The organism is Oceanicoccus sagamiensis, from assembly GCF_002117105.1.
In the GTDB taxonomy this organism is placed as follows: domain Bacteria; phylum Pseudomonadota; class Gammaproteobacteria; order Pseudomonadales; family Dasaniaceae; genus Oceanicoccus; species Oceanicoccus sagamiensis.
On sequence record NZ_CP019343.1, the window covers coordinates 1,177,365 to 1,197,926 of the forward strand.

The following is a 20,562-nucleotide window of genomic DNA, read 5'->3' on the forward strand; positions in this document are numbered from 1 at the left end:
ATGGGGTTAATAATAGCAGTTTTATTACAATACAAAAGCCACTACTATATAGACACTTAACGGCGACAAAACCCCACCCTTAGCAACCTTTCAGCAGGCCTTTACTCGTGGACAATAACCAGCTTCGTATTATCACCCTGTTCTTATTGGCATTGTGTATCGGACTTTATTTTTATACTGGTGAGCAGGAGTCCTATTATGAGCAGTCCGCCAAACCGGTGGTCAATGATATGCTGATGGAGATTGGGCAGTGGGAGAAGCAGGCCTTGTTGAATCATTTATCGTCTGCTGCCAGAAGTACAATCTCTGATCAGCAGGTTGAGCAGTTATTGACCCGATATAGACAGTATGGACAGTTACAGGCTTTTGAGCCGCTGGTGTTTTCAAGACTGGCCAGTGTGTTTTCTTTGCTTGGAGAGAACAAAGTGAATTACCAAACTAATGCGACATTTAGTCAGGGTAAGGGGCATATTAATATTACCGTTATTCCCGAAGGCGGTAGTTATAAGATTTATAACTTGTCGATTAATCCGGTGCAGCAATAACCGGGGACGGGGAAGGTGGATTATAATCCACCCTACGCTGTTGTAGGGTGGAATAAATTCCACCAACCGTTATGGGCGATACACTTTTACATTGGTATAGCCCTGCTCTACCAAATGTGACGCATGTAATTTACTCATCACGCCTTTATCGCAATAGAGCAAATAACTTTTCGATTTATCCAACTCTGCAAAACGGGTATGCAAATCGTAAAAAGGAATCTTTTGAATATCGACATTGCTGATTTTTAGCGGCTTTCTTTCTTCTTCCGATGGGTGACGCACATCAATGATGACACCATCCTGAATCGGCACATTAAGCACTTCTACATCCTGCACCGAGAGCTCTTCATCAGCTATGGCGTCGATATTAATATAGGCAGCATCTTCCAGAGCTTTATCTAATACTGAGAAATCAAACTTGCCTTCTTCGTGTTCTATTTTTAAGGGCTTGGCTCGGGTTGTGGGTTTTACTGATATAACACCACAATACTCTGGCATAGCAGCAGCAAACTCTTCTGTTCCTATTTGACGAGAGATACGAATAATATCTTCTTTGTCTGAAGCGATTAATGGTCTCAGCACCAACATATCCGTTGCAGAGTCGATAACCGTTAAGTTGGTCAGAGTCTGGCTTGAAACTTGTGCAACGGCCTCACCCGTTACTAAAGCCTGCACGCTAAGTTTTTCAGCAACCTGTGTACCTGCCCGCAACATCATCCGTTTTAAAATCACCCCCATCTGGGAGTCATCAACATTTTTTAAAATTTCCGACACCACACCTTCAAAAGGCACAGATATAAATTTTACTCTTGAGGATGCCCCATATTTCATCCATAAATATAATGCGACTTCTTTAACCCCAATCTCATGGTCGCGACCACCGAGATTAAAAAAACAAAAATGGGTGCGCATACCCCGCTTCATAGTGAGGTAGGTTGAAACCGTAGAATCAAAGCCGCCGGAAATTAAACTCACCACAGAATCCAGACTGCCCATAGGAAAACCACCCAGACCATCGTGACGCTGATTGATAATAAATAATTTATCATCGCGTAATTCCAAACGCACGGTCACATCGGGGTTATGTAAATCCACTCCACCTGTTTCATGGTGCTGATTAAGGCCACCACCAATATATTGTTCTAACTGATGAGAACTAAAATCATGCTTGCCAACGCGCTTACAGCGCACCACAAAACTTTGCCCTGCCAAACGATCGCCCCATAGCGATGCTGTTTTTTCAAAGGCATCGTGCATATCAATATAAGGGAATTCTTTAACATCAAGAAAGTGGGCAATACCGGGAGTGCAAGACAGCACCTCAACCATTTGCAGGCGAAGGCTTTCATCATCAGTTTGAGAGCTGACCGTAATTTTGTCCCAGTCACTCTGTACATCCACCTCAGGATCTAACGGCCTTAATAAGATGCGCAAATTATTACGCAGCGCCTTAACAAACTGCTTACGTACAGGCTTGCTCTTAATGGTGATTTCGGGGAAGAACTTAACAATAAATTGCATGAATCAGCGACCGCTTTAAAAAAGTGGGCACATTATACAGTGAGTAAGACTCAGAGTTTAGGGGATTTATACTTATATAGAGGGGGGGAACTGGCCAGCACCCGGGAGGGTGCTGGCCATAAACAACCGATTAAGCCATAGCTTCGTTAGTTGTCTTAACAATAGCAGCCGCTACCTTGTAGGGATCCGCGTTAGATGAAGGACGACGGTCTTCCAAACGACCAATCCAACCATCTTCAACAGTACTTACAGGGATACGGATTGAAGCGCCGCGGTCAGATACACCGTAGCTGAATTCTTCAATAGACTGAGTTTCGTGAGCACCGGTTAGACGCTGCTCGTTGTGAGCACCGTAAACGCTGATGTGACGATCGATATTTTTACCGAACTCTTCACAGATCTTGGTGAACACTTCTTCTTTACCGTCTTCACGCATAGCTTTGTTAGAGAAGTTAGCGTGCATACCAGAACCATTCCAGTCAGTGGCGCCAAGAGGCTTAGGATGCCACTCAATAGCCAAACCGTAACGCTCACCGATACGCTCTAATAAGTAACGAGACAACCAGATTTCGTCACCAGCGCGCTTGGCGCCTTTAGCGAAGATTTGGTATTCCCACTGACCAGCAGCAACTTCTGCATTGATACCTTCAACGTTCAAACCAGCTTCCAGACAGATGTCCAGGTGCTCTTCGATCATGTCGCGGCAATGGGCGTTTTTCGCGCCAACTGAACAGTAGTAAGGACCCTGTGGATCAGGGAAACCGCCAGCTGGGAAGCCTGGTGGACGATCAGTAGCTGGATCCCACAAGAAGTACTCTTGCTCGAAACCAAACCAGAAATCAGTATCGTCATCAGCTTCGTCGATAGTGGCACGGCCATTTGACTCGTGAGCAGTACCGTCAGCATTTAATACTTCAGTCATTACCAGGTAAGAGTTTTTACGCTCTGGATCAGGAATGATGGCGACTGGCTTTAACAAACAATCAGAAGCATTACCTTCTGCTTGCTCAGTTGAGCTACCGTCAAAAACCCACATTGGACACTCTTCTAAAGTGCCACCGAAGTCATTGCGAACCATTGTTTTGCTGCGAAGGCTTTGAGTAGGCTTGTAGCCGTCTAGCCAGATATATTCCAACTTACTTTTCATCTTGTGTTTCTCTCCAGAAGAAGTCGTTTTGAGTTTTGGGGTAGGCCCGGACTTTGGTAATGCCCAAAGCCTAAGAAAAGCCCCGCGTTAAATCTGAATAATTTGGGGAGCAAATTCTATTCCAACTTTCACTGTATTACCATGGCTGAATGCTATCGCGCCCAAAATAGCGCATGTTACTGATTATAGGGGCACATTCTCGGGGCATAAGAAGGTAAAGCTTTAGGCTGGGCTCAAGCTGGCGCATGACTACCGCGCCGCCACGCACCAATTAAGAACAGTGTAAATTTTTATGCTCCACTTTGGTGCATGCAGCAAAGTACGTAGGGTGGATTGCAATCCACCGGCCTTTTATCTCCAGGGCTGGGTGGATTGTAATCCACCCTACAGTCAGAGCGCATCGACAACAATCGCCGTTATATTGTCACTGCCACCTTTTTCCAGAGCGCTATCAATCAGGCTATCCAGTGCCGTTTGCGCATCAGTACAGGCCAAAAGTTGCTGAATTTCTGTCCGGCTTAAGTCGTTATATAAACCATCACTGCACACCAGAAAGCGATCGCCCTGCTCTACTGTCTCGTAATCCAGGTCTAAATGTAAGGTCTGGTGAACACCCACAGCACGGGTCAGTATATGGGCACCGGGATGCGAAGCCACTTTGCTGGCACTCAACTCACCGCGCTCAAATTTCTGCTGGGCAACGCTATGATCTTTGGTCATCTGTTTTAGCTGGCCAGCCCGCAGCCGGTAAACCCGACTGTCCCCTGCCCATAAAAAAAAGCAGTACTGGCCATAGGAGAGTATCGCCGCTACCGTCGAGCCGACGCGCTCACCCTCAAAGGAGCTGCGGCAATTAGCATGCGCCGCCCTTAGCCGTGTTTCCAAATCCCTGATACTGGCAGCCAAATTGCTGGACTTGCCAAAGTGCACAAAAGCTTCAGCAACGACACCACTGGCATAATCACCCCGCGCCAAACCACCCATACCATCCGCCACCGCCCAGATCTCTTGCTCGGTTGAATGATAAAAAGCATCTTCATTAGCCTTTCTTACCCGGCCAACATCACTGCGGCCCACACTTTTCCAGGTGATGGCAGGCTGGTCGGTGATCGTCTGTTCGAGGTCGATCAGTTGTTGAAAATCAATATAAGGCATTGGGTTATTATCTTTGGTTATTGATGTTTAATTTAGCCCCAATCTTCCCTGAGAATTCGCAGCAAGTCGTCTGCGCTAGCCGGCCGCTGAGCCGGGTCCTTTTGCAGGCAACTCATCGCTAATTCGGCAAGTACATCCGGCACCGGTATTTTTGATATCGTGCGAGGGTCTGGGGGTAGCTCAGAGCGAATCTGGTCTAGCAGGCTATGCACTACATCCCCTTGAAAGGGGGTCACACCGCAGAGCAGCTCATAAATAATAGCGCCCAAACTATAGAGGTCAGACTGCCCGTTAATATTGGGGTCTCGGTCAATCTGCTCAGGCGACATATACATCACCGTTCCCTGAAGCTTTTCCTTGCCGGCATCCGCTTTATCAATAATGGACTCTTCACCACCAGCATTACCCTCTTTGGGCCACACTTTCGCCAGCCCCCAGTCCAGCACTAACACCTCACCATAGGGGCCAACTAAAATATTTTCCGGTTTTATATCCCGGTGCACCACGCCCATTGAATGGGCATAACCCAAAGCCCTGGCTACCTGCACAATCAAATCCATCAGCTGGGACAGATCATAGCGATCGCGATAGTTCAGCACTTCCCGCAGGGTATAACCATGCACCAGCTTCATGGTGAAATAGTAATTACCGCGGTTATCTCGCCCCAGCTCATAGGTGGGTACGGTATTCGGGTGCTGCAACATGGCAGAGATACGCGCTTCCCGCAGCAGGCGCTGAGTTTCGACCGGGTCGTCGATAAATTCGGGGCGCAGGGTTTTATAACAAACCGTGCGGCGTAAATGCAGGTCACGGCAGGACTTGATCAGCGACTTACCGCCCTTGGCTATAGGGCTAAAAAAGGCATAACGCGTATTGGGGTTTAACTTTTCGGGCAAGGGCGCGTCAGTTTCTTCAGCGTAAAGGCGATCTTCTTCGACATTTTGCTGTGAAAATTCAGGCATTGCTGGCTCCTTGTTATCATTCCAGCCTTGCATATTAACCTACTGATAATCAAAGAAAATTAATTTCAGACAATTTATGGGATATTCTAAAAAAAAATCTATATAGTTATCGCCCTATATCCAAGCCGAAATAAGGAGCCTTAGCATGTCAGCGAACACCCTGAGTATGATCAACGACAACGATGTGAGATGGGTAGACCTGCGTTTCACCGACACCAAAGGTAAAGAGCAGCACGTTACTATCCCTGCCACTGAAATCGATGATGGCTTTTTTGAAGAGGGCAAGATGTTTGACGGCTCTTCTATTGCTGGCTGGAAAGGTATCAACGAATCAGACATGATTTTAATGCCTGACGATTCAACCGCGGTCATGGACCCTTTTACCGATGACAATACGCTAAATCTTCGCTGTGACATTGTTGAGCCTTCAACCATGCAGGGCTATAACCGCGACCCACGCTCTATTGCCGAACGCGCTGAAGCCTATATGAAATCTACCGGTATTGCCGATAGCTGCATGTTTGGCCCTGAGCCGGAATTTTTTGTGTTTGATGATGTTAAATGGCATGCCGATATGAGCGGCGTGGCTTATGAAATCAATTCTGAAGAAGCGGCATGGTCGTCTAACAAACCCTTCCCCGATGGCAATATCGGTCACCGCCCCGGTGTTAAAGGCGGTTATTTCCCAGTGCCTCCCGTCGACTCCCTGCATGACCTGCGTGGCGCCATGTGTAATGCCATGGAAGCAATGGGGCTAGCGGTGGAAGTACACCACCACGAAGTGGGCACTGCCGGTCAGTGTGAAATTGGTGTTGGCCCTAACTCGGCGGTTAAAAAAGCCGATGAGATTCAGATTTTCAAATACTGCGTGCATAATGTGGCTCACGCCTACGGTAAAACAGCGACCTTTATGCCCAAGCCTCTGGTAGGTGATAACGGTTCCGGTATGCATGTTCACCAGTCCTTAAGCCTGAACGGCGAAAATATTATGGCTGGCGATGTTTACGGCGGCCTGTCTGAAACAGCCCTGTTCTATATTGGCGGTATTATCAAACACGCCCGCGCGATCAATGCGTTTGCCAATGCATCGACCAACTCTTACAAGCGCCTGGTGCCCGGTTTTGAAGCTCCCGTGATGCTGGCTTACTCAGCCCGTAACCGCTCTGCCTCTATCCGCATTCCTTTTGTGCCCAACCCTAAAGCACGGCGTATCGAAGTGCGCTTCGGCGACCCAACCGCCAACCCTTATCTGATGTTTGCCTGTATGTTGATGGCGGGTCTGGATGGTATTAAGAATAAGATCCACCCCGGTGATGCGGCGGATAAGGATTTATATGATTTGCCAGCGGAAGAAGCGGCTGAAATCCCAACGGTTGCTTCCAGCCTTGAGCAAGCTTTGGCTGCCCTTGATGCCGACCGTGGGTTTTTGACGGCCGGTGGCGTGATGGACGACGATATGATCGATGCCTATATCGAACTGAAGTCTGAAGAAGTAGAAAGGCTGAATATGACCACGCACCCGGTTGAGTTCGATATGTACTACTCCGTCTAATCCCGGGCCAGTTCTCAGTTTAAAAAAGCCCGCATTATGTGGGCTTTTTTATTGCCCGCGCACAAACTACAATGCAAGTAACGGTTATTACCAGAGGATTGACAATGAACAGCAATAGACTTGGGAACAATACCGGTTTGTTAGCGCTTACTTTCTCGCTATGCCTTTTATTTATTGGCCTAAACACATCGGCTCAAGTTTATAAGTCGGTCGATAAAGACGGTAATGTCAGCTATAGCGACCAGCCCGCTCCAGACGCCAAACCGGTCGAAATCCAGGAAACCAATTCCGCTAAGTCAGTGGAAGTACCGATTGCTGTAGAACCCCTACCCACCGCTCTGGCACCGAATAGCTACGATATGCTACGTATCAACAGCCCCGCCAATGACGGCATCATTGCCAATGGCCTGGTTCCTTTTACGGTCACCACCAGCGTTAAACCCCAGCTGAAAAAGGGCCACAAACTGCAGCTGAGTATTGATGGCGTCGCTCAAGATACCGGCCAGGGTAACTTTACCGTCAACAGTATTAGCCGCGGTGAACATAGACTTCAGGTGGCTATTATCGATGCTAACGGCACTATCCTGAAACAATCTGCCAACGTGAAAGTCTTTGCCTATCGCCCCTCCACCGCGGGCTCAACCTATAACAGCAACGACAATGGCGGTAACAGGCCGAAGCCCGAGCACCCCATTGCCAAGCCTCCGGTAACTATCCAGCCCATACCTGGCCCCGGTCGGCCTAATCTCGGTGGTGGGGGTGGTGGCCGAGGCCGTTAATCCTGCTGGCTTGGCTCCCGCACAAAAATAGCCCACCTAAATGCACCCTTTTGGTGCTTATTCATTTATACTGCCCCTGTCCTTGGCGGCATTTGCTGCTGCCAAGCGATCATGGCGGACAGTGAGCCCTTTAATAGCGCGCTATCACAGCCAGTAAGCCCTTTTTTGCAGCAATCGCCAGATAGCGCCAGACATGGTTTGGTTTTTGCATTTAGCCTGTTGTCTCTCATCTATAGCAGCGTGATAGCTGCTGATAAGCAAAGGATTTATGGCCCCAGATAAGCTACATACCGATATATTGGATAATCTCCAGACTGCGATTTTGCTGGTCGATACCGACCTGTCTGTCAGTTATATCAATACCGCCGCTGAGGCCTTGCTGGATGTCAGTGGTAACCGGGTTCTGGGGGAGCCGATTAGCCAACTGTTTACCGAGGTCGATAATGATCAGGCCAGCCTGCTGGATGCGATTAATAATATCAGCGCCTTTACCAAGCGTGAGGCCCACCTCCTACTCTCCAACGGCCAAACCATTACGGTGGATTGTGCAGTCAGCCCAATTATTGAGCACGATGTCACCACCTCGCTGGTGATGGAGATTCAGCCTCTGGATCGTTTATTGCGGATTAGTCGCGAGGAAGGTCTGCTGTCATCCCAGCAAAACTCACAGACATTGATTAGGGGGCTGGCCCACGAAATTAAAAATCCTTTAGGGGGCCTGCGCGGAGCCGCACAGTTGCTGGCCAAAGAATTACCCTCTGAAGAGCTAAAAGATTATACCAATATCATTATTGAAGAAGCAGACCGGCTCAGCAACCTGGTGGACAGTATGCTGGGCTCCAATAAATTATTGGACTTGCAGGCACTGAATATTCACGAAGTGCTGGAACGGGTTAAAAGTCTGGTCGATGCCGAAACCGGTAGCCAGATTAAAGTGGCACGGGATTACGACCCCAGTATTCCCGAGATAGAAGGCGATAAAGAAAGACTGATTCAAGCCATTTTAAATATTGTACGTAATGCCATGCAGGCACTAATGGCTGAAGCAAACCCCGAGTCGATGATTACCTTAAAAACCCGCACCCTCAGGCAATTTACTATTGGCACTCACTGTCATCGCCTGGTCTGCCGTATCGACATTACTGATAACGGCCCGGGTATTGCCAAAGCAATCAGAGAAACCATTTTCTTACCGATGGTCAGTGGCCGTGCCGATGGCACCGGCTTAGGGCTATCGATTGCTCAATCAATTATCAACCACCACCACGGCCTGATTGAGTGCGACAGCGAACCCGGTAACACCACCTTTTCCATTTTTATTCCGCTACCGGTTTAAACTATTTATTATTATTTTTAACCGGCACGGAGATGCCGGATAACGTTCTGGAGAACAAGCAATGAGCACGGGCAATACTGTTTGGATTGTTGACGACGACCGATCGATACGATGGGTGTTAGAAAAAGCCCTCAACCAATCCGGCATTGAAACACAAACCTTTGATAATGGTGAGAGCCTGGTGCGTAAACTCGGCACTGAATACCCCGATGCGATTATCAGCGATATTCGTATGCCGGGTATGGATGGTTTGGAACTGCTGGGAAAAATTAATGACTCCCACCCCGGTATGCCGGTCATTATTACCACCGCCCACTCTGATCTGGATAGCGCTGTCGCTTCTTATCAGGGCGGTGCTTTTGAATATTTACCCAAGCCCTTTGATATTGATGAAGCCGTGGCTATGACTGAGCGGGCGCTGGTTCACGCCAGTGAATTACAAGCGCAGTCGGAGGCCTCCGCAGTGGTTGAGGAACCTTCCGGCGAAGTCGGTTCCACAGAAATTATTGGTGAAGCCCCTGCTATGCAGGAAGTGTTTCGCGCTATTGGTCGTTTATCCCATTCTAATATTACGGTATTAATTAATGGCGAATCCGGTACCGGTAAAGAACTGGTGGCACAGGCATTACATAAACATAGCCCTCGGGCGAAAGAAAAATTTATTGCCTTGAATATGGCGGCCATTCCAAAAGAGTTAATGGAATCAGAATTATTTGGTCATGAAAAAGGCGCCTTTACCGGCGCCACCGCTTTGCGCGAAGGCCGTTTTGAACAGGCTGATGGTGGCACCTTATTTTTAGATGAAATTGGTGATATGCCTGCCGATACACAAACCCGCTTATTGCGTGTTCTGGCTGACGGTGAATTTTATCGGGTCGGTGGACATATACCGATCAAGGTGGATGTGCGGATTATTGCCGCAACCCACCAGGACTTGGAAGCACTGGTGACCGATGGCCGCTTCCGGGAAGATTTATTTCACCGTTTAAATGTTATTCGTATTCATATCCCCAGCTTGCGCGATCGCCGGGAAGATGTACCGAAATTAATGCAGTTCTTTTTTAATAAAGCCTCAGAAGAACTGGATAGTGAATGTAAAGTGCTGACCAAAGAGAGTGAAGAGTATTTATGCCAACTGGATTGGCCCGGCAATGTCAGACAACTGGAAAATACCTGCCGCTGGATTACGGTCATGGCCTCTGGTCGCGAAATCCATTTGGAAGACCTTCCCCCAGAGTTACTTAACCAACAACCCATTGAAGGTGAAGCCACCGGAGTCAGTGGTGACTGGCAAGAAAATCTGCGACGCTGGGCGGATCAGGAACTTAGCCTCGGCAAGAAAAAAATTCTGGATACTGCAGTGCCTATTTTTGAAAAGCTAATGATTGAAACCGCACTTAAACATACCCATGGCAGAAAACGCGATGCAGCGGTGTTGTTAGGTTGGGGGAGAAATACCCTGACTCGGAAAATGAATGAACTGGGAATGAATGGCAGTGGCGAAGAGGACGAGGATTAAAACCCGTCCCTGGCCTGCACTTCAACAATTCTAACCGCCTGGTCGGCCAATGGTCCGCATTGGCCAACACTGCGGATATAAATATAATTAACGCCCCTGACATTCACTGAACGACAGGTCACGCTGGCCAAAGTATTACTGCAGCCCTCCAGGCCATTGCTGCCAAAGTCCCAGTTATCCGCCGGGCCATCAACACAGACACCGGCTAAAACCGTTCCGCCAGCGGGTGGAAAAACTTCATTGAGTTTTCTTTGGGCTCCACTTTCCGCAGCCATCAATGCTCTGGCCGACACAATTTCACGGGCAACGGACTCAGACCCTGCGGCTAGAAAACTCAACATTGCCGCCGCCAAAGCCCCTAATACAACAATAATAAAAATTGCCATTATCACCGAGAAGCCCTGCTGTTTTTTAGGCGTAGTAGCCATCACTATTGCAGTGCCTCCCGCCAATAAATAATACGGTCGTGACCACGGTACTGGCCAAAGTTAATCTGTGTTGAAGGCTCTTCATCACCGGCGGCGCCAGTATCCCAGTTAAACGTTAACCAATTATCCACATTAAACTGCACCGTCAGGCTACCCGTATTACCGGCACCGGGTCGAAGGACTTTAATCGCTGCAGTACCGGCTACACTTCTACCGGCATTAAAAGTGGATGAGTCCGGTGCTTTTTGAATGCTGATATCGCTGCACAACACCGGACCTATAACTTCAACACAGGCCGCTGCGCCTGCCACCTGAATCCAGCTGCCGTAATCGGTTTCACTATCATCGGTATTAAGCACAAATTCAAAGTTGGTATCACCATCAGGGTCGGCCCAGTATTCAATCGTTAGAGGGATATCGGTTAAAGCATCTTTGGCAATTTCAGGGCCATAGACCGGTGGAATAAATACCCGGCCATAACGAAACTCTGTGGCTGTAGTATTTAACGGTGTATCCGCCGTCAGTAAACTAATACCATCCGTATCCGTGACATTTAAATTAATCACGGTATTGCTAAAGGGGCCGTCGGGGTCGGCTAAGCGAGCCAGAGTCAAGTCGTAGTTGGTAATAACCGGAACGGTCGCCGAAGCGTCATAAGATTCACCCTTGGTCCAGGTCAATGTGGTATTGGTAGAGCTTAGTCGTGCTGGAAAGGTTTCAATACCGTCAACGGCACTATAGACAACGCCGGTATCGGTATCTGGCAAGCGGGAAAAACTGCCTTCGTAATTTTGGGTGGTGGTATTATTACTCGAGCGCGCCTCCAAGGTATAAGTTACCTCAAAAGGCTGGTCCAAATAGGTAAAGCCTGCGCTGGATAAGGCCGGGGTCAAAGAGATATTATTGACAATAAAATGATCCGGTGTAAAACGGCCCACGGGATCTAAACTAGTCTCGGCATATTCACGAGTCCCCAGATAACCATTATCACCATCCACCTTGGCCGTTAACCTGATAACCCCCACCTCATCATATTGAAAATCACCACTAAAACTTGCGGGGTCTGCACTCGGGCTCAGGCAGGGATCATCACTACAGGTGAAATTACCATTAACACCACCACTGGGTAAGAGATTAATACTGGTTAACACCACACCTTCAGGGTCAGCTTCTTTGCCGTAATTACTGACTGGATCCCCACCTCTTTCGACAGCAGTGACTGTCACCGCAAAATCTTCTCCCGCTTTTCTATAGGCATTGATGCCATTATAGTCAGCGACAGCACCTTCAGGCTCTATCACAAAACGATCAGGCCTAACGACAAAGTTATTGCTGTCACCATTGATAGTCACGCCCTCTGCCAGCGAAAAATTAATCTCGCCCACATCTTTGTAAGTTAAGCTAATGGTGCCCTGCCCCTGAGTAAAATCAATATCGGTGGTATCTGCGGTGATAGTCTCGGGACCTGTACCGGGGTTTAGATACATCATGGTCAGGCTTAGCGATTTGGTACCTGAATAATTTTCAATCACACCACAGATCGGGTCCTCTCGGGTTTGACCATAGGCAGAAATAAACGCGGTAAATGGCACTCCCGCAATCTGCGTGCCTATGCCCTGAGACGATGCCGGATTATCCAGTACCGCGCCGGAGATGGTAAAGCCCGAGGCTGAAAAGGATAATTCGCCTTCGCTATCATCATCGGTAATTAAACCGTCGGTCACATCAATATCAATACTGTCATCATCATCCGGACCAATAGCACTACCGCTACGGTCCAGTAGAAAACTGGCGACACCGTTATCACTGATGGTAAATTCATAGGTGGCAATACCATCATTATCGGTACCGTTATCAAAGCTGCCGCTGCCGCTATTTAAACTCCAATTACCCTCACCCGTTTGGGTATCCAGGGTAATGGTGCCGTTATAGGATAAGTCCGCCGCATCGAGATCATTTTCCGCCGTTACCGTAACCACCGTAGGCGCACAAAAGATCGCGCTATTGCTGTGATCAATATCAAACCGCGTTGCTGTTGGAAAATCATCACAAGCGTGGGTTTCGTTATAGATGGTAACAATATCATCGGCTTCCAGGGCCAGATCATAAAAACGCACTTCATCAATCGCGCCGGTAAAACGGTTGGCGGTTTCACCGGAATTGGTTTCACCGCCAATACTGGCAGGGCCGGCATCAACACCCCAGGTGCCCGTATAAGTACTGCTAAAACCACCGGTATTTAACCTTTGGGCAACGCCGTTAACATAAATCGTTCGAGTTTTATTATCAACGTCATGTACAGCGGCAACATGGGTCCATCGATTATTCCTAATAACGGAACTTCTTGTATCAACGCTAATAGGGTTTACACCACGGGAATAAAATCTTAAACGGCCATTACCCGGGTCACCAACGCTAAAAGCATAACCTTGACTATTGCTTTCATCGTCCGCAAAAATCCTGGAACCGGGATCAGTATTAACCGGATTAATCCATGCGGTGATCGTAAAACTTTGCTGCTTGTTGGCAAAACCGGCATCCACTTCCACATAGTCATCTACGCCATCAAATTCACCATAACGACAGGTGCCGGGGTTGCCGGATATCGCGGGGTTAGCATAACTCGTACTGGGCAGCGAACCATTACCATTATCTCTGGCGGTACCGTTATTACCGGTACCAGAGGCATCAAGCACCTCCCCGCTGGTACCGTTCCAAAAAGGCTCTTCAAACTGCCATTCGCCAGTGGGACTTTCGCAATCACTGATAAAATATTCCGGCGCAATAATTTCACTGCCAAAGCCGGGGCCGGACCACTCTAACTGCGCCACCGCATCGCCACCATTTTCATAAAACTCCGCCACAATTTTATAACTCTGCCCGGCGACTAAAGTTTGTGTCGCACTGGAGCGGTAGGAGGCACTGTGGTCTGACCAGTGATCGATAATTTCTACATCATCCAAATACAATCTAAACCCATCATCAGAACGGGAGCGGAAAATATAATCGCCATCGGTGGGCGGCTCGATATAACCCTCCCAGCGCACGGAAAATCGATCGACACCAATCCCTGCAACCGGCGCATTGCGGCCCCAGTCATGATCAATATTTTCCTCGATAACGGTCACGGTATTGCCGGTAAAATAAGCGCGGCTACTATTATTTTGGTCATAGTAGGTGGCGGTTAAACCGGTGTTTTGATAGACCGCGGTAATCTGGCTATTGGGTTCTATTTCCGTGCCGCTACTATCTTCAATATTGTTAACGGTTAGTAGATAGTCAACGGGACCCAGGTTGGAGGTTTCAAGGGTGACGGTTTGGCCATCACTTTCCAGCGTTGCGCTATTAACCGTCACGCCACGATTGATACTGTAGTTATCGGTATCTTCGGCCGTGACAGTACTGACCTGCTCGGAAAAAGCAACGCTGATGGTGTCACCGCTACAGGAAAACGAAGCGCTTTGCAGGGTAGGTAAACCACAAGTGCCTAATAATTGCGATTGAGGAATCGTCACCCAACTAAAGCTGGAGTTTTGCCATTGTAATTGCGCCACTGCCCCACCTGTATTTTCGTAATACTCCATACGAATGGCATATTGCTGGTCAGCCACCATCGGGATAGCGACGCTGTAATCGTAGCGGGGACCATGGTTAGTCCAATTATCAATCACCAGAACATTATCGATATATAAACGCACACCATCATCAGAACGGGTCCGAAATTCAAAGTTATCCGTCTCGGAGGCAATCACAAAGCCTTCCCAGCGCACCGAAAATCGATCACTGCCTATGCCGCTAACAGGTGCGCCACTGCCCCAATTAAAATCGACCGTCGCATCCACTTGCTCTACTTGAAAGCCGGTAAAATAAGCACCCGATGTATTATTTTGGTCAAAATAGGTTGCGCTTAAACCACTGATACGGAAGCTGGCTGTCGTGGTGGTATCAACAGCGATAATATCGCCACTGGTATTTTCTACATTATTAATAGTGACCAGATAATTTTCTTCGGTCAGTTCGCTGGTAGCGAGAGTAACGGTTCTGCCATCGGCTTCCAATGTGGCTACAGTAATAGTAGCGCCATTATCCAACGCATAGTTGGCAATATTTTCTACCGTGGTTTGATCCATATTGCTATCATAAGTAATACTGATGCTATCAGCCGAACAACCATATCCGGCGGCAACCACTTCTGGCGGACTGGTCTCCGCAAATAAAAAAGTTGAAGGGATAATTTGGAAACCACCGGTGGTAGGCCCGGACCAACTAACCTGCGCTACTGCGCCGCCACCACGCTCATAGTGTTCAACCAAAATGGTATAACGCTGACCTGCCAACATGGCTACCGCGGAGCTATCACGATTTCTTGGGCCATGGTTGCTCCAGTCGTTAATTAACAGACTGCCATCAATATAAATACGAATACCATCGTCGCCACGCACCCTAAAGGTGTAATTACCGTCCGCAGGGACTTCTAATTCACCCTCCCAACGTACCGAAAAGTCATCCCGGGGAATACCGGCAATGGGTTCGCCCCCACCCCAGGTAAAATCGATATTGGCATCAATAGTTTTAATTTCTGTGCCGGTAAAAAAGTCATACTGCACACCGTTTTGATCATAATAGGTGGCATTAATATCAGCACGGGCGACCAAGGCCAAAGCGACTAGCGTTAGTGCGAAAAGAATACGGGGCATAAACTGACCAAGTCTCTTCATGGCACATTCCTTACCAATATGGTCTGGCTTAACTCCAGCCACTCGTCATCTGCCCTGGTATCCTGGAAACGAAAATCCAGTAAAACCGTACTGGCTCGCTGTAAACTGTTAAAGCTATATACAAAAGGAATAATAGCATTGCCGTTTTGTTCGAGCCGCAAAGTATCACTCAGCGGGATACCATCCGCTGCCGTTGGTGGATTACCGGTTAGGGTATAACCCTGATGCCGGCGTAACTCACCATCACTGGCACAAAAGCTGACCGGCCCATTAACAATATAAGCCCGGCGTGTTGGCGATTCATTGGCAACGGTAAGGCTGCCAAAGTTTAAGGTTTGGGTATTGGCTTCGGGGCCATTGCTGGGGGCGGCCATATTGGCAATGGTGGCGCTGCCACTATAGACAGCATTATTATCAAAGGTAAAAACAGCCAATTGATCGCCACTGACCAGGCTATAACCAATATCAATAATATCCAGCGAGGTAAACGTAGTATTAACGATAGAGTTTAAATACGTCGTCGCAGCAACAATAGGCATAAATTCTACGCACTGATTATCACCATCTGCATCACTGAGTATACGCACACTGCCCGGCAAGGCATTTTTTAATTCACGGCTAACTCGCTCCATCGCGAAGCGTGACTGCTGTTGCAAACTATCGCGGCGGGCAGTCTCTACATAGACCTCAACACTTTGACGAATAAATTGCACCGAAGCTGTACCAACAATACCCAGCAATACAATCACCGTCACTAACTCGACCAGCGAAAAACCTTGCTGCTGTTTGGTAAACGGGGAAGGCATTAGTAGTTCCCCTTGTAAGCTGAAAAAACCATGGGGCTGGTAAAACCGGGGCGATTAATAAAAACCCGAATTAATTTGGCATTGGCATTTTCAACACCATTGCCATCAAAGTTATCGTAATTAACACAGACTTCCATGGTGTATCGCTCGAAACCCACGGGCTGGTTACCCAGAGCATCGGTGACGGCGATGGGGGCGCCGCAGCTTATCGTATAGTCATCTACATCGTTATAGTCCGGGCGTGTTTCAGTACCCTCGGGGCCCAGGTCACCTTCATCCGTACAATTAAGATTACAGGCGGGCACCCCACCTTCCGGTGTCATATGGTCAAATTTTTTGGAGAGAATTTCATCCATCAGGGCCTGGCCAAACTCGGCGGCACGGATTTGTAGCATGGGCTCGACACTGCGGCTGGCGCTGTTAAAAAAGACATTGCTTAACAGCGTAAGTGCTATGGCAATCACCACAATACCCACAACCAGTTCGATCAGTGTAAAACCTTTGTTGCGGCGGCGATGCGGCATATTAATCCTCCCCGGCTTTAATAAAGCCAGTGGGATAAATACTAATCACTAAATCTCCGGGGGTAACGGTTATTTCTAAAGGGTTACTGATTGGGGTATCTGCGCAATCTGTTGAATAGACATTACCCAAGCCATCAAAGAATAAATCAAAACTATTGTCACCATCATCGGTGACTTCAATGCCATTATAGTCACCCGTATAGTTAACCTCACCAACGGGGCCAAAAAAAGCGCCCTCCTGCTGGGAGCCAAAGCCACCACTAGCAGTTGCCATGGAATAGCAATTACCACTGTGATCATACATAGCGCGCTGCTGGGCAAAACGAAAAGAGGAAATCCATTGATCCCGGGCGGCATATTCAACAAAGCCATCACGGGATGAAAAACGGGGGAGAACAACAGTTGCGACAATGCCGAGCAGGAGAATAACGGTAACCAGCTCTATTAAACTAAAACCATCGGCGCGGGAGAATACCTTCATAATATAAAGCGCTGCTTACGCAGCGCTTAATCTATAGATGAAATAATTAACAGCCAGTCACAACCGTCAGTGGTGTAACTGGGGCAACACCATCAGTGGCTTCTGTATAGATAATATAGCACTCACCACCTTCTACATCGCCATCACCTTCTTTGTCGAAGCCAATAATGCCATTAGTAGCCACGTCGGTATCGGGACCGACACCACCGCTTAAGTCCATCGCATTGGCAATTGAGGCACGGCCAGGATAACCGTAAACAAGCGCAATATTTTGACCATTAACACTGACCGTTTCACCGCTGGCCTCACCCTCGGTACCGTCGATCAAGGATTTGGCATAGACCTGGGCACCTGCGCCCTGGGTTGCTGCGATTAAACCATCCAATACGGACAAACGGGCATCCTGCTGTAGATTTACAAACCGTGGCAAAGCCGTTACCGCCAGAATACCCAGTAAGACAATCACCGCCACCAATTCAATTAACGTAAAACCTGATTGTTGCTTTTTCATCATATAAACCTCTATCTAAAACTTATAATGGCCGTCTATTCACGGGCTATGCTATTAAGGGTTGGTTACTGTAACGGTGCCAGTTACAACATCATATTCAAAGAAATAATCCGGGCTCTCAGCATCATTAATCACCAACGCGTAGCGACAAGTGCTGCCTCCTTGTGCGGTAATCACAAATCGCTCACCATCAACCGCACCATTGCCAGCTACAGAGGTTGGCGGACTTTGCAGTATCCCCTCCCATACCTGTTGGCAACGGGCATCATTCATATCGGTGGTGCCGGCATTATTGGCGTTATTGGTTTTGGCGGGCCAGCCATTTTCATTAACAAAGATAGTGGCACCATCCATTTCAACTGCCACACCTTCTGCTGCGGGCTGGGTATTACCCTCTGCCACCCACTGGGCTCGCACTAATAATAAGCCGGTGGTAAATCCGCCAGCAACACCCTCAAGGGAAGCTCGCTGGGCATCATCGGTGACATTTAAAAATCTGGGCAGCGCTGTCGCCGCTAACAGACCCAGCAAGACAATCACTATCACTAATTCGACTAAGGTAAAACCCGTTTGCTTTTGCTTGAACATAATAAATCCCTTGTGTTAAATGCCTGATTGTAAATATCTGGTTGAAAAACTTAGTTCTGGTCCGGATAGATAACGGTAACCTGACCATCAACCAAATCGTAATCAAAATAATGTGTTTCTGTGGCGGCGGCGCTACTGTTTAAAATCAATTCATAGCGACAGACATCACCGGTTTCTCCTGCAATACTGCCACCGGCTCCAGCAACGACAGAAATAAAGTAACGATTATTACTGCGATTTCCTGAATTCACCGTTGATGAGGGCGAACTCTGTAAAATATTGTCAAACACCTGTTTACATTCATCGGCCGTTTGCCCGTTTGCTGCAGCATCATCACCGCTATTGATATTGGCCGGCCAACCATACTCATTCATATAAAACACTTTGCCATCGAGGTTGATCGCTATCTTGGCTGCCGCGGAGGTGCTGCCACCGGCAACATTGCCATCGGCTGCCCACTGGGCATGCGCAATAGAGACGCCGGTACTAAAACCACCCGCCACACCTTCAAGACTGGCTACTTCCGCCTCATCAGTGGCACTTAACAATCTGGGCAAAGCCGCAGCTGCGAGCAGGCCCAGTAAGATAATAACGATAACCAGCTCAATCAAGGTAAAGCCCTTGGACCGGCGGTAGCCCTGTGCCGACGGGTGACTCATTAATAACGTTAGCTTTGTAGTATTCATACTCATATTTCCAGTATAGACAATAATTTAGAGGCCACTTTTGATATTCGCCATTAGCCCTGCCAAGGCCGTAGTAATCGTCAAAAGTTAGCCCTGCATCACATTCATCATGTCCCACATGGGCAGGAAGATGCCCAGTGCAAGAATCATTACCAGGCCCGCAATACAGGCAATCAGTATTGGTTCGATATAACTTGAGAGGTTTTTTAAGTCGTAATCCACCTCTTGTTCATAAAACTCTGCAACTTCGTTTAGCATTTCGTCGACCTGACCGGTCTCTTCACCCACCTGAATCATTTGCAATACCAAGGGGGTAAACATTCCGCTGTGTAAGGCACTGCGCAACAGGCTTTCACCGCGCTGGATACCTTCCCTCATACCGCGAATATTTTTGGCCATATAGCTATTACCGACGGCCTGGGAAGAGAGCTCCAGCGCCTGAATCAAAGGCACACCGGAGTTGAGCATCAAGGCAAAGCTGCGACTAAAGCGCGCCAGTGTGGCCCGCTCTAAAATCGAGCCTATTAATGGAATGCGTAATTTAACCCGGTCCAGTTTAAATCGCCCCGCCTCGGTATTAATGTAATAGCGAATACCAATCACTGAGCCCAGGGAAAATACAATGATCAACGGCCATTCTTCTACAAAGAAATTCGAGGTACCAATTAATATACGGGTAGCCCAGGGAAGGTCCGCACCAAATTTTGAAAATAAATCGGCAAAAACCGGGATTACAAAAATATTCAGCACCACGATGGCAATGGATATCGCGGTTAATACAAAGATGGGATAGCGTACAGCGGATGAAATTCGACGACGGGTATCTTTTTCCAGCTCCATATAATTGGACAATTGTTGGAACGCAACTTCAAGACGGCCTGAACTTTCGCCAACATTGATAATATTCACAAACAGACTGTCAAAAATATCCGGATGCTTGCCCAGAGCAGAAGACAGGTTAACCCCTGAGTTTAGGCTGGTTTCAACATCTAATAACACCGTCGTTAAGCGCTCATTACGTAACGACTCCGCCAAACCTCGAATGGCGCGATTTAGCACCACCCCTGAACGCGTCAAACTATACATTTGGCGACAGAACATACTCAGCTCTTCCAGCGTGACTTTCTGCTGAAAAATATCGGGCATCTCAATCGCCTTAGCGACAATATTTTCGTTGATGGCAATGGGCGTCACACCATTGCCTGCCAACTGTGAAGCCACGCTATCCGCAGAGCCAGCATCAATAACACCGGAGACTAATTCCCCTTTGTCATCTCTGCCGCGATAGCTAAATTTGGCCATGG

18 protein-coding genes are annotated in these 20,562 nt (G+C 48.0%); 5 read left to right on the forward strand and 13 right to left on the reverse strand.

The genetic code is table 11. The features are described 5' to 3' along the window. Positions 1-107 precede the first annotated feature (107 nt). The gene (locus BST96_RS05230; protein ID WP_085757688.1) at positions 108-545 is read left to right on the forward strand and encodes a hypothetical protein; all 438 of its coding nucleotides are present in this window, start codon (positions 108-110) and stop codon (positions 543-545) included. Between the two features lie 69 nt (positions 546-614). Here the strand turns inward: BST96_RS05230 and thiI are convergent, their stop codons facing one another. The 4 genes from thiI to BST96_RS05250 form a co-directional block, all read right to left on the reverse strand. Continuing rightward, entirely contained in the window at positions 615-2,066 is a 1,452-nt protein-coding gene (gene thiI / locus BST96_RS05235; RefSeq protein WP_085757689.1) for a tRNA uracil 4-sulfurtransferase ThiI, read from the reverse strand. 130 nt (positions 2,067-2,196) lie between these two features. Then, positions 2,197-3,213 carry a glutamine synthetase beta-grasp domain-containing protein gene (locus BST96_RS05240; RefSeq protein WP_085757690.1) on the reverse strand — a complete coding sequence of 339 codons (1,017 nt, stop codon included), beginning with the start codon at positions 3,211-3,213 and terminating at the stop codon, positions 2,197-2,199. Positions 3,214-3,603: 390 nt separating this feature from the next. Next, entirely contained in the window at positions 3,604-4,368 is a 765-nt protein-coding gene (locus tag BST96_RS05245) for a PP2C family protein-serine/threonine phosphatase (protein ID WP_085757691.1), read from the reverse strand. 32 nt (positions 4,369-4,400) lie between these two features. Continuing rightward, a complete protein-coding gene (locus BST96_RS05250) occupies positions 4,401-5,330 on the reverse strand; it encodes a serine/threonine protein kinase (RefSeq protein WP_169713916.1) in 930 nt (309 codons plus the stop codon). A 145-nt stretch (positions 5,331-5,475) separates the two neighbouring features. Here BST96_RS05250 and glnA point away from each other — a divergent pair, with 145 nt between their 5' ends. From glnA to ntrC, 4 genes are all read left to right on the forward strand, one after another. After that, the gene (gene glnA, locus BST96_RS05255) at positions 5,476-6,882 is read left to right on the forward strand and encodes a glutamate--ammonia ligase (protein WP_085757693.1); all 1,407 of its coding nucleotides are present in this window, start codon (positions 5,476-5,478) and stop codon (positions 6,880-6,882) included. Positions 6,883-6,986: 104 nt separating this feature from the next. Next, positions 6,987-7,661, forward strand: a complete 675-nt coding sequence (locus tag BST96_RS05260) for a DUF4124 domain-containing protein (RefSeq protein WP_169713917.1) — start codon at positions 6,987-6,989, stop codon at positions 7,659-7,661. A gap of 268 nt (positions 7,662-7,929) precedes the next feature. Next, entirely contained in the window at positions 7,930-8,997 is a 1,068-nt protein-coding gene (glnL, locus tag BST96_RS05265) for a nitrogen regulation protein NR(II) (protein WP_085757695.1), read from the forward strand. A gap of 61 nt (positions 8,998-9,058) precedes the next feature. Then, a complete protein-coding gene (gene ntrC / locus BST96_RS05270; protein WP_085757696.1) occupies positions 9,059-10,516 on the forward strand; it encodes a nitrogen regulation protein NR(I) in 1,458 nt (485 codons plus the stop codon). Here the strand turns inward: ntrC and BST96_RS05275 are convergent. The 9 genes from BST96_RS05275 to BST96_RS05315 form a co-directional block, all read right to left on the reverse strand. Beyond that, positions 10,513-10,944 carry a pilus assembly FimT family protein gene (locus tag BST96_RS05275; protein ID WP_085757697.1) on the reverse strand — a complete coding sequence of 144 codons (432 nt, stop codon included), beginning with the start codon at positions 10,942-10,944 and terminating at the stop codon, positions 10,513-10,515. The genes ntrC and BST96_RS05275 overlap by 4 nt on opposite strands. A 2-nt stretch (positions 10,945-10,946) precedes the next feature. Then, on the reverse strand, positions 10,947-15,662 hold the full coding sequence (locus BST96_RS05280) for a DUF6701 domain-containing protein (RefSeq protein WP_085757698.1): 4,716 nt from the start codon (positions 15,660-15,662) through the stop codon (positions 10,947-10,949). Continuing rightward, on the reverse strand, positions 15,659-16,468 hold the full coding sequence (locus BST96_RS05285) for a PilW family protein (RefSeq protein WP_085757699.1): 810 nt from the start codon (positions 16,466-16,468) through the stop codon (positions 15,659-15,661). The genes BST96_RS05280 and BST96_RS05285 overlap by 4 nt, the downstream gene beginning before the upstream one ends. Continuing rightward, entirely contained in the window at positions 16,468-16,992 is a 525-nt protein-coding gene (locus tag BST96_RS05290; RefSeq protein WP_085757700.1) for a type II secretion system protein, read from the reverse strand. The genes BST96_RS05285 and BST96_RS05290 overlap by 1 nt, the downstream gene beginning before the upstream one ends. 1 nt (position 16,993) lies before the next feature. After that, on the reverse strand, positions 16,994-17,473 hold the full coding sequence (locus BST96_RS21215) for a pilus assembly FimT family protein (protein WP_085757701.1): 480 nt from the start codon (positions 17,471-17,473) through the stop codon (positions 16,994-16,996). A gap of 46 nt (positions 17,474-17,519) precedes the next feature. Next, complete coding sequence (locus BST96_RS21220) at positions 17,520-17,987, reverse strand: type II secretion system protein (RefSeq protein WP_276206926.1); 468 nt, start codon at positions 17,985-17,987, stop codon at positions 17,520-17,522. Positions 17,988-18,038: 51 nt separating this feature from the next. Next, the gene (locus BST96_RS21225) at positions 18,039-18,572 is read right to left on the reverse strand and encodes a type II secretion system protein (protein ID WP_085757703.1); all 534 of its coding nucleotides are present in this window, start codon (positions 18,570-18,572) and stop codon (positions 18,039-18,041) included. A 50-nt stretch (positions 18,573-18,622) separates the two neighbouring features. After that, on the reverse strand, positions 18,623-19,258 hold the full coding sequence (locus BST96_RS05310; protein WP_206045402.1) for a type II secretion system protein: 636 nt from the start codon (positions 19,256-19,258) through the stop codon (positions 18,623-18,625). Positions 19,259-19,345: 87 nt separating this feature from the next. Further along, positions 19,346-20,560 carry a type II secretion system F family protein gene (locus BST96_RS05315; RefSeq protein WP_085757705.1) on the reverse strand — a complete coding sequence of 405 codons (1,215 nt, stop codon included), beginning with the start codon at positions 20,558-20,560 and terminating at the stop codon, positions 19,346-19,348. Positions 20,561-20,562: the final 2 nt, after the last annotated feature.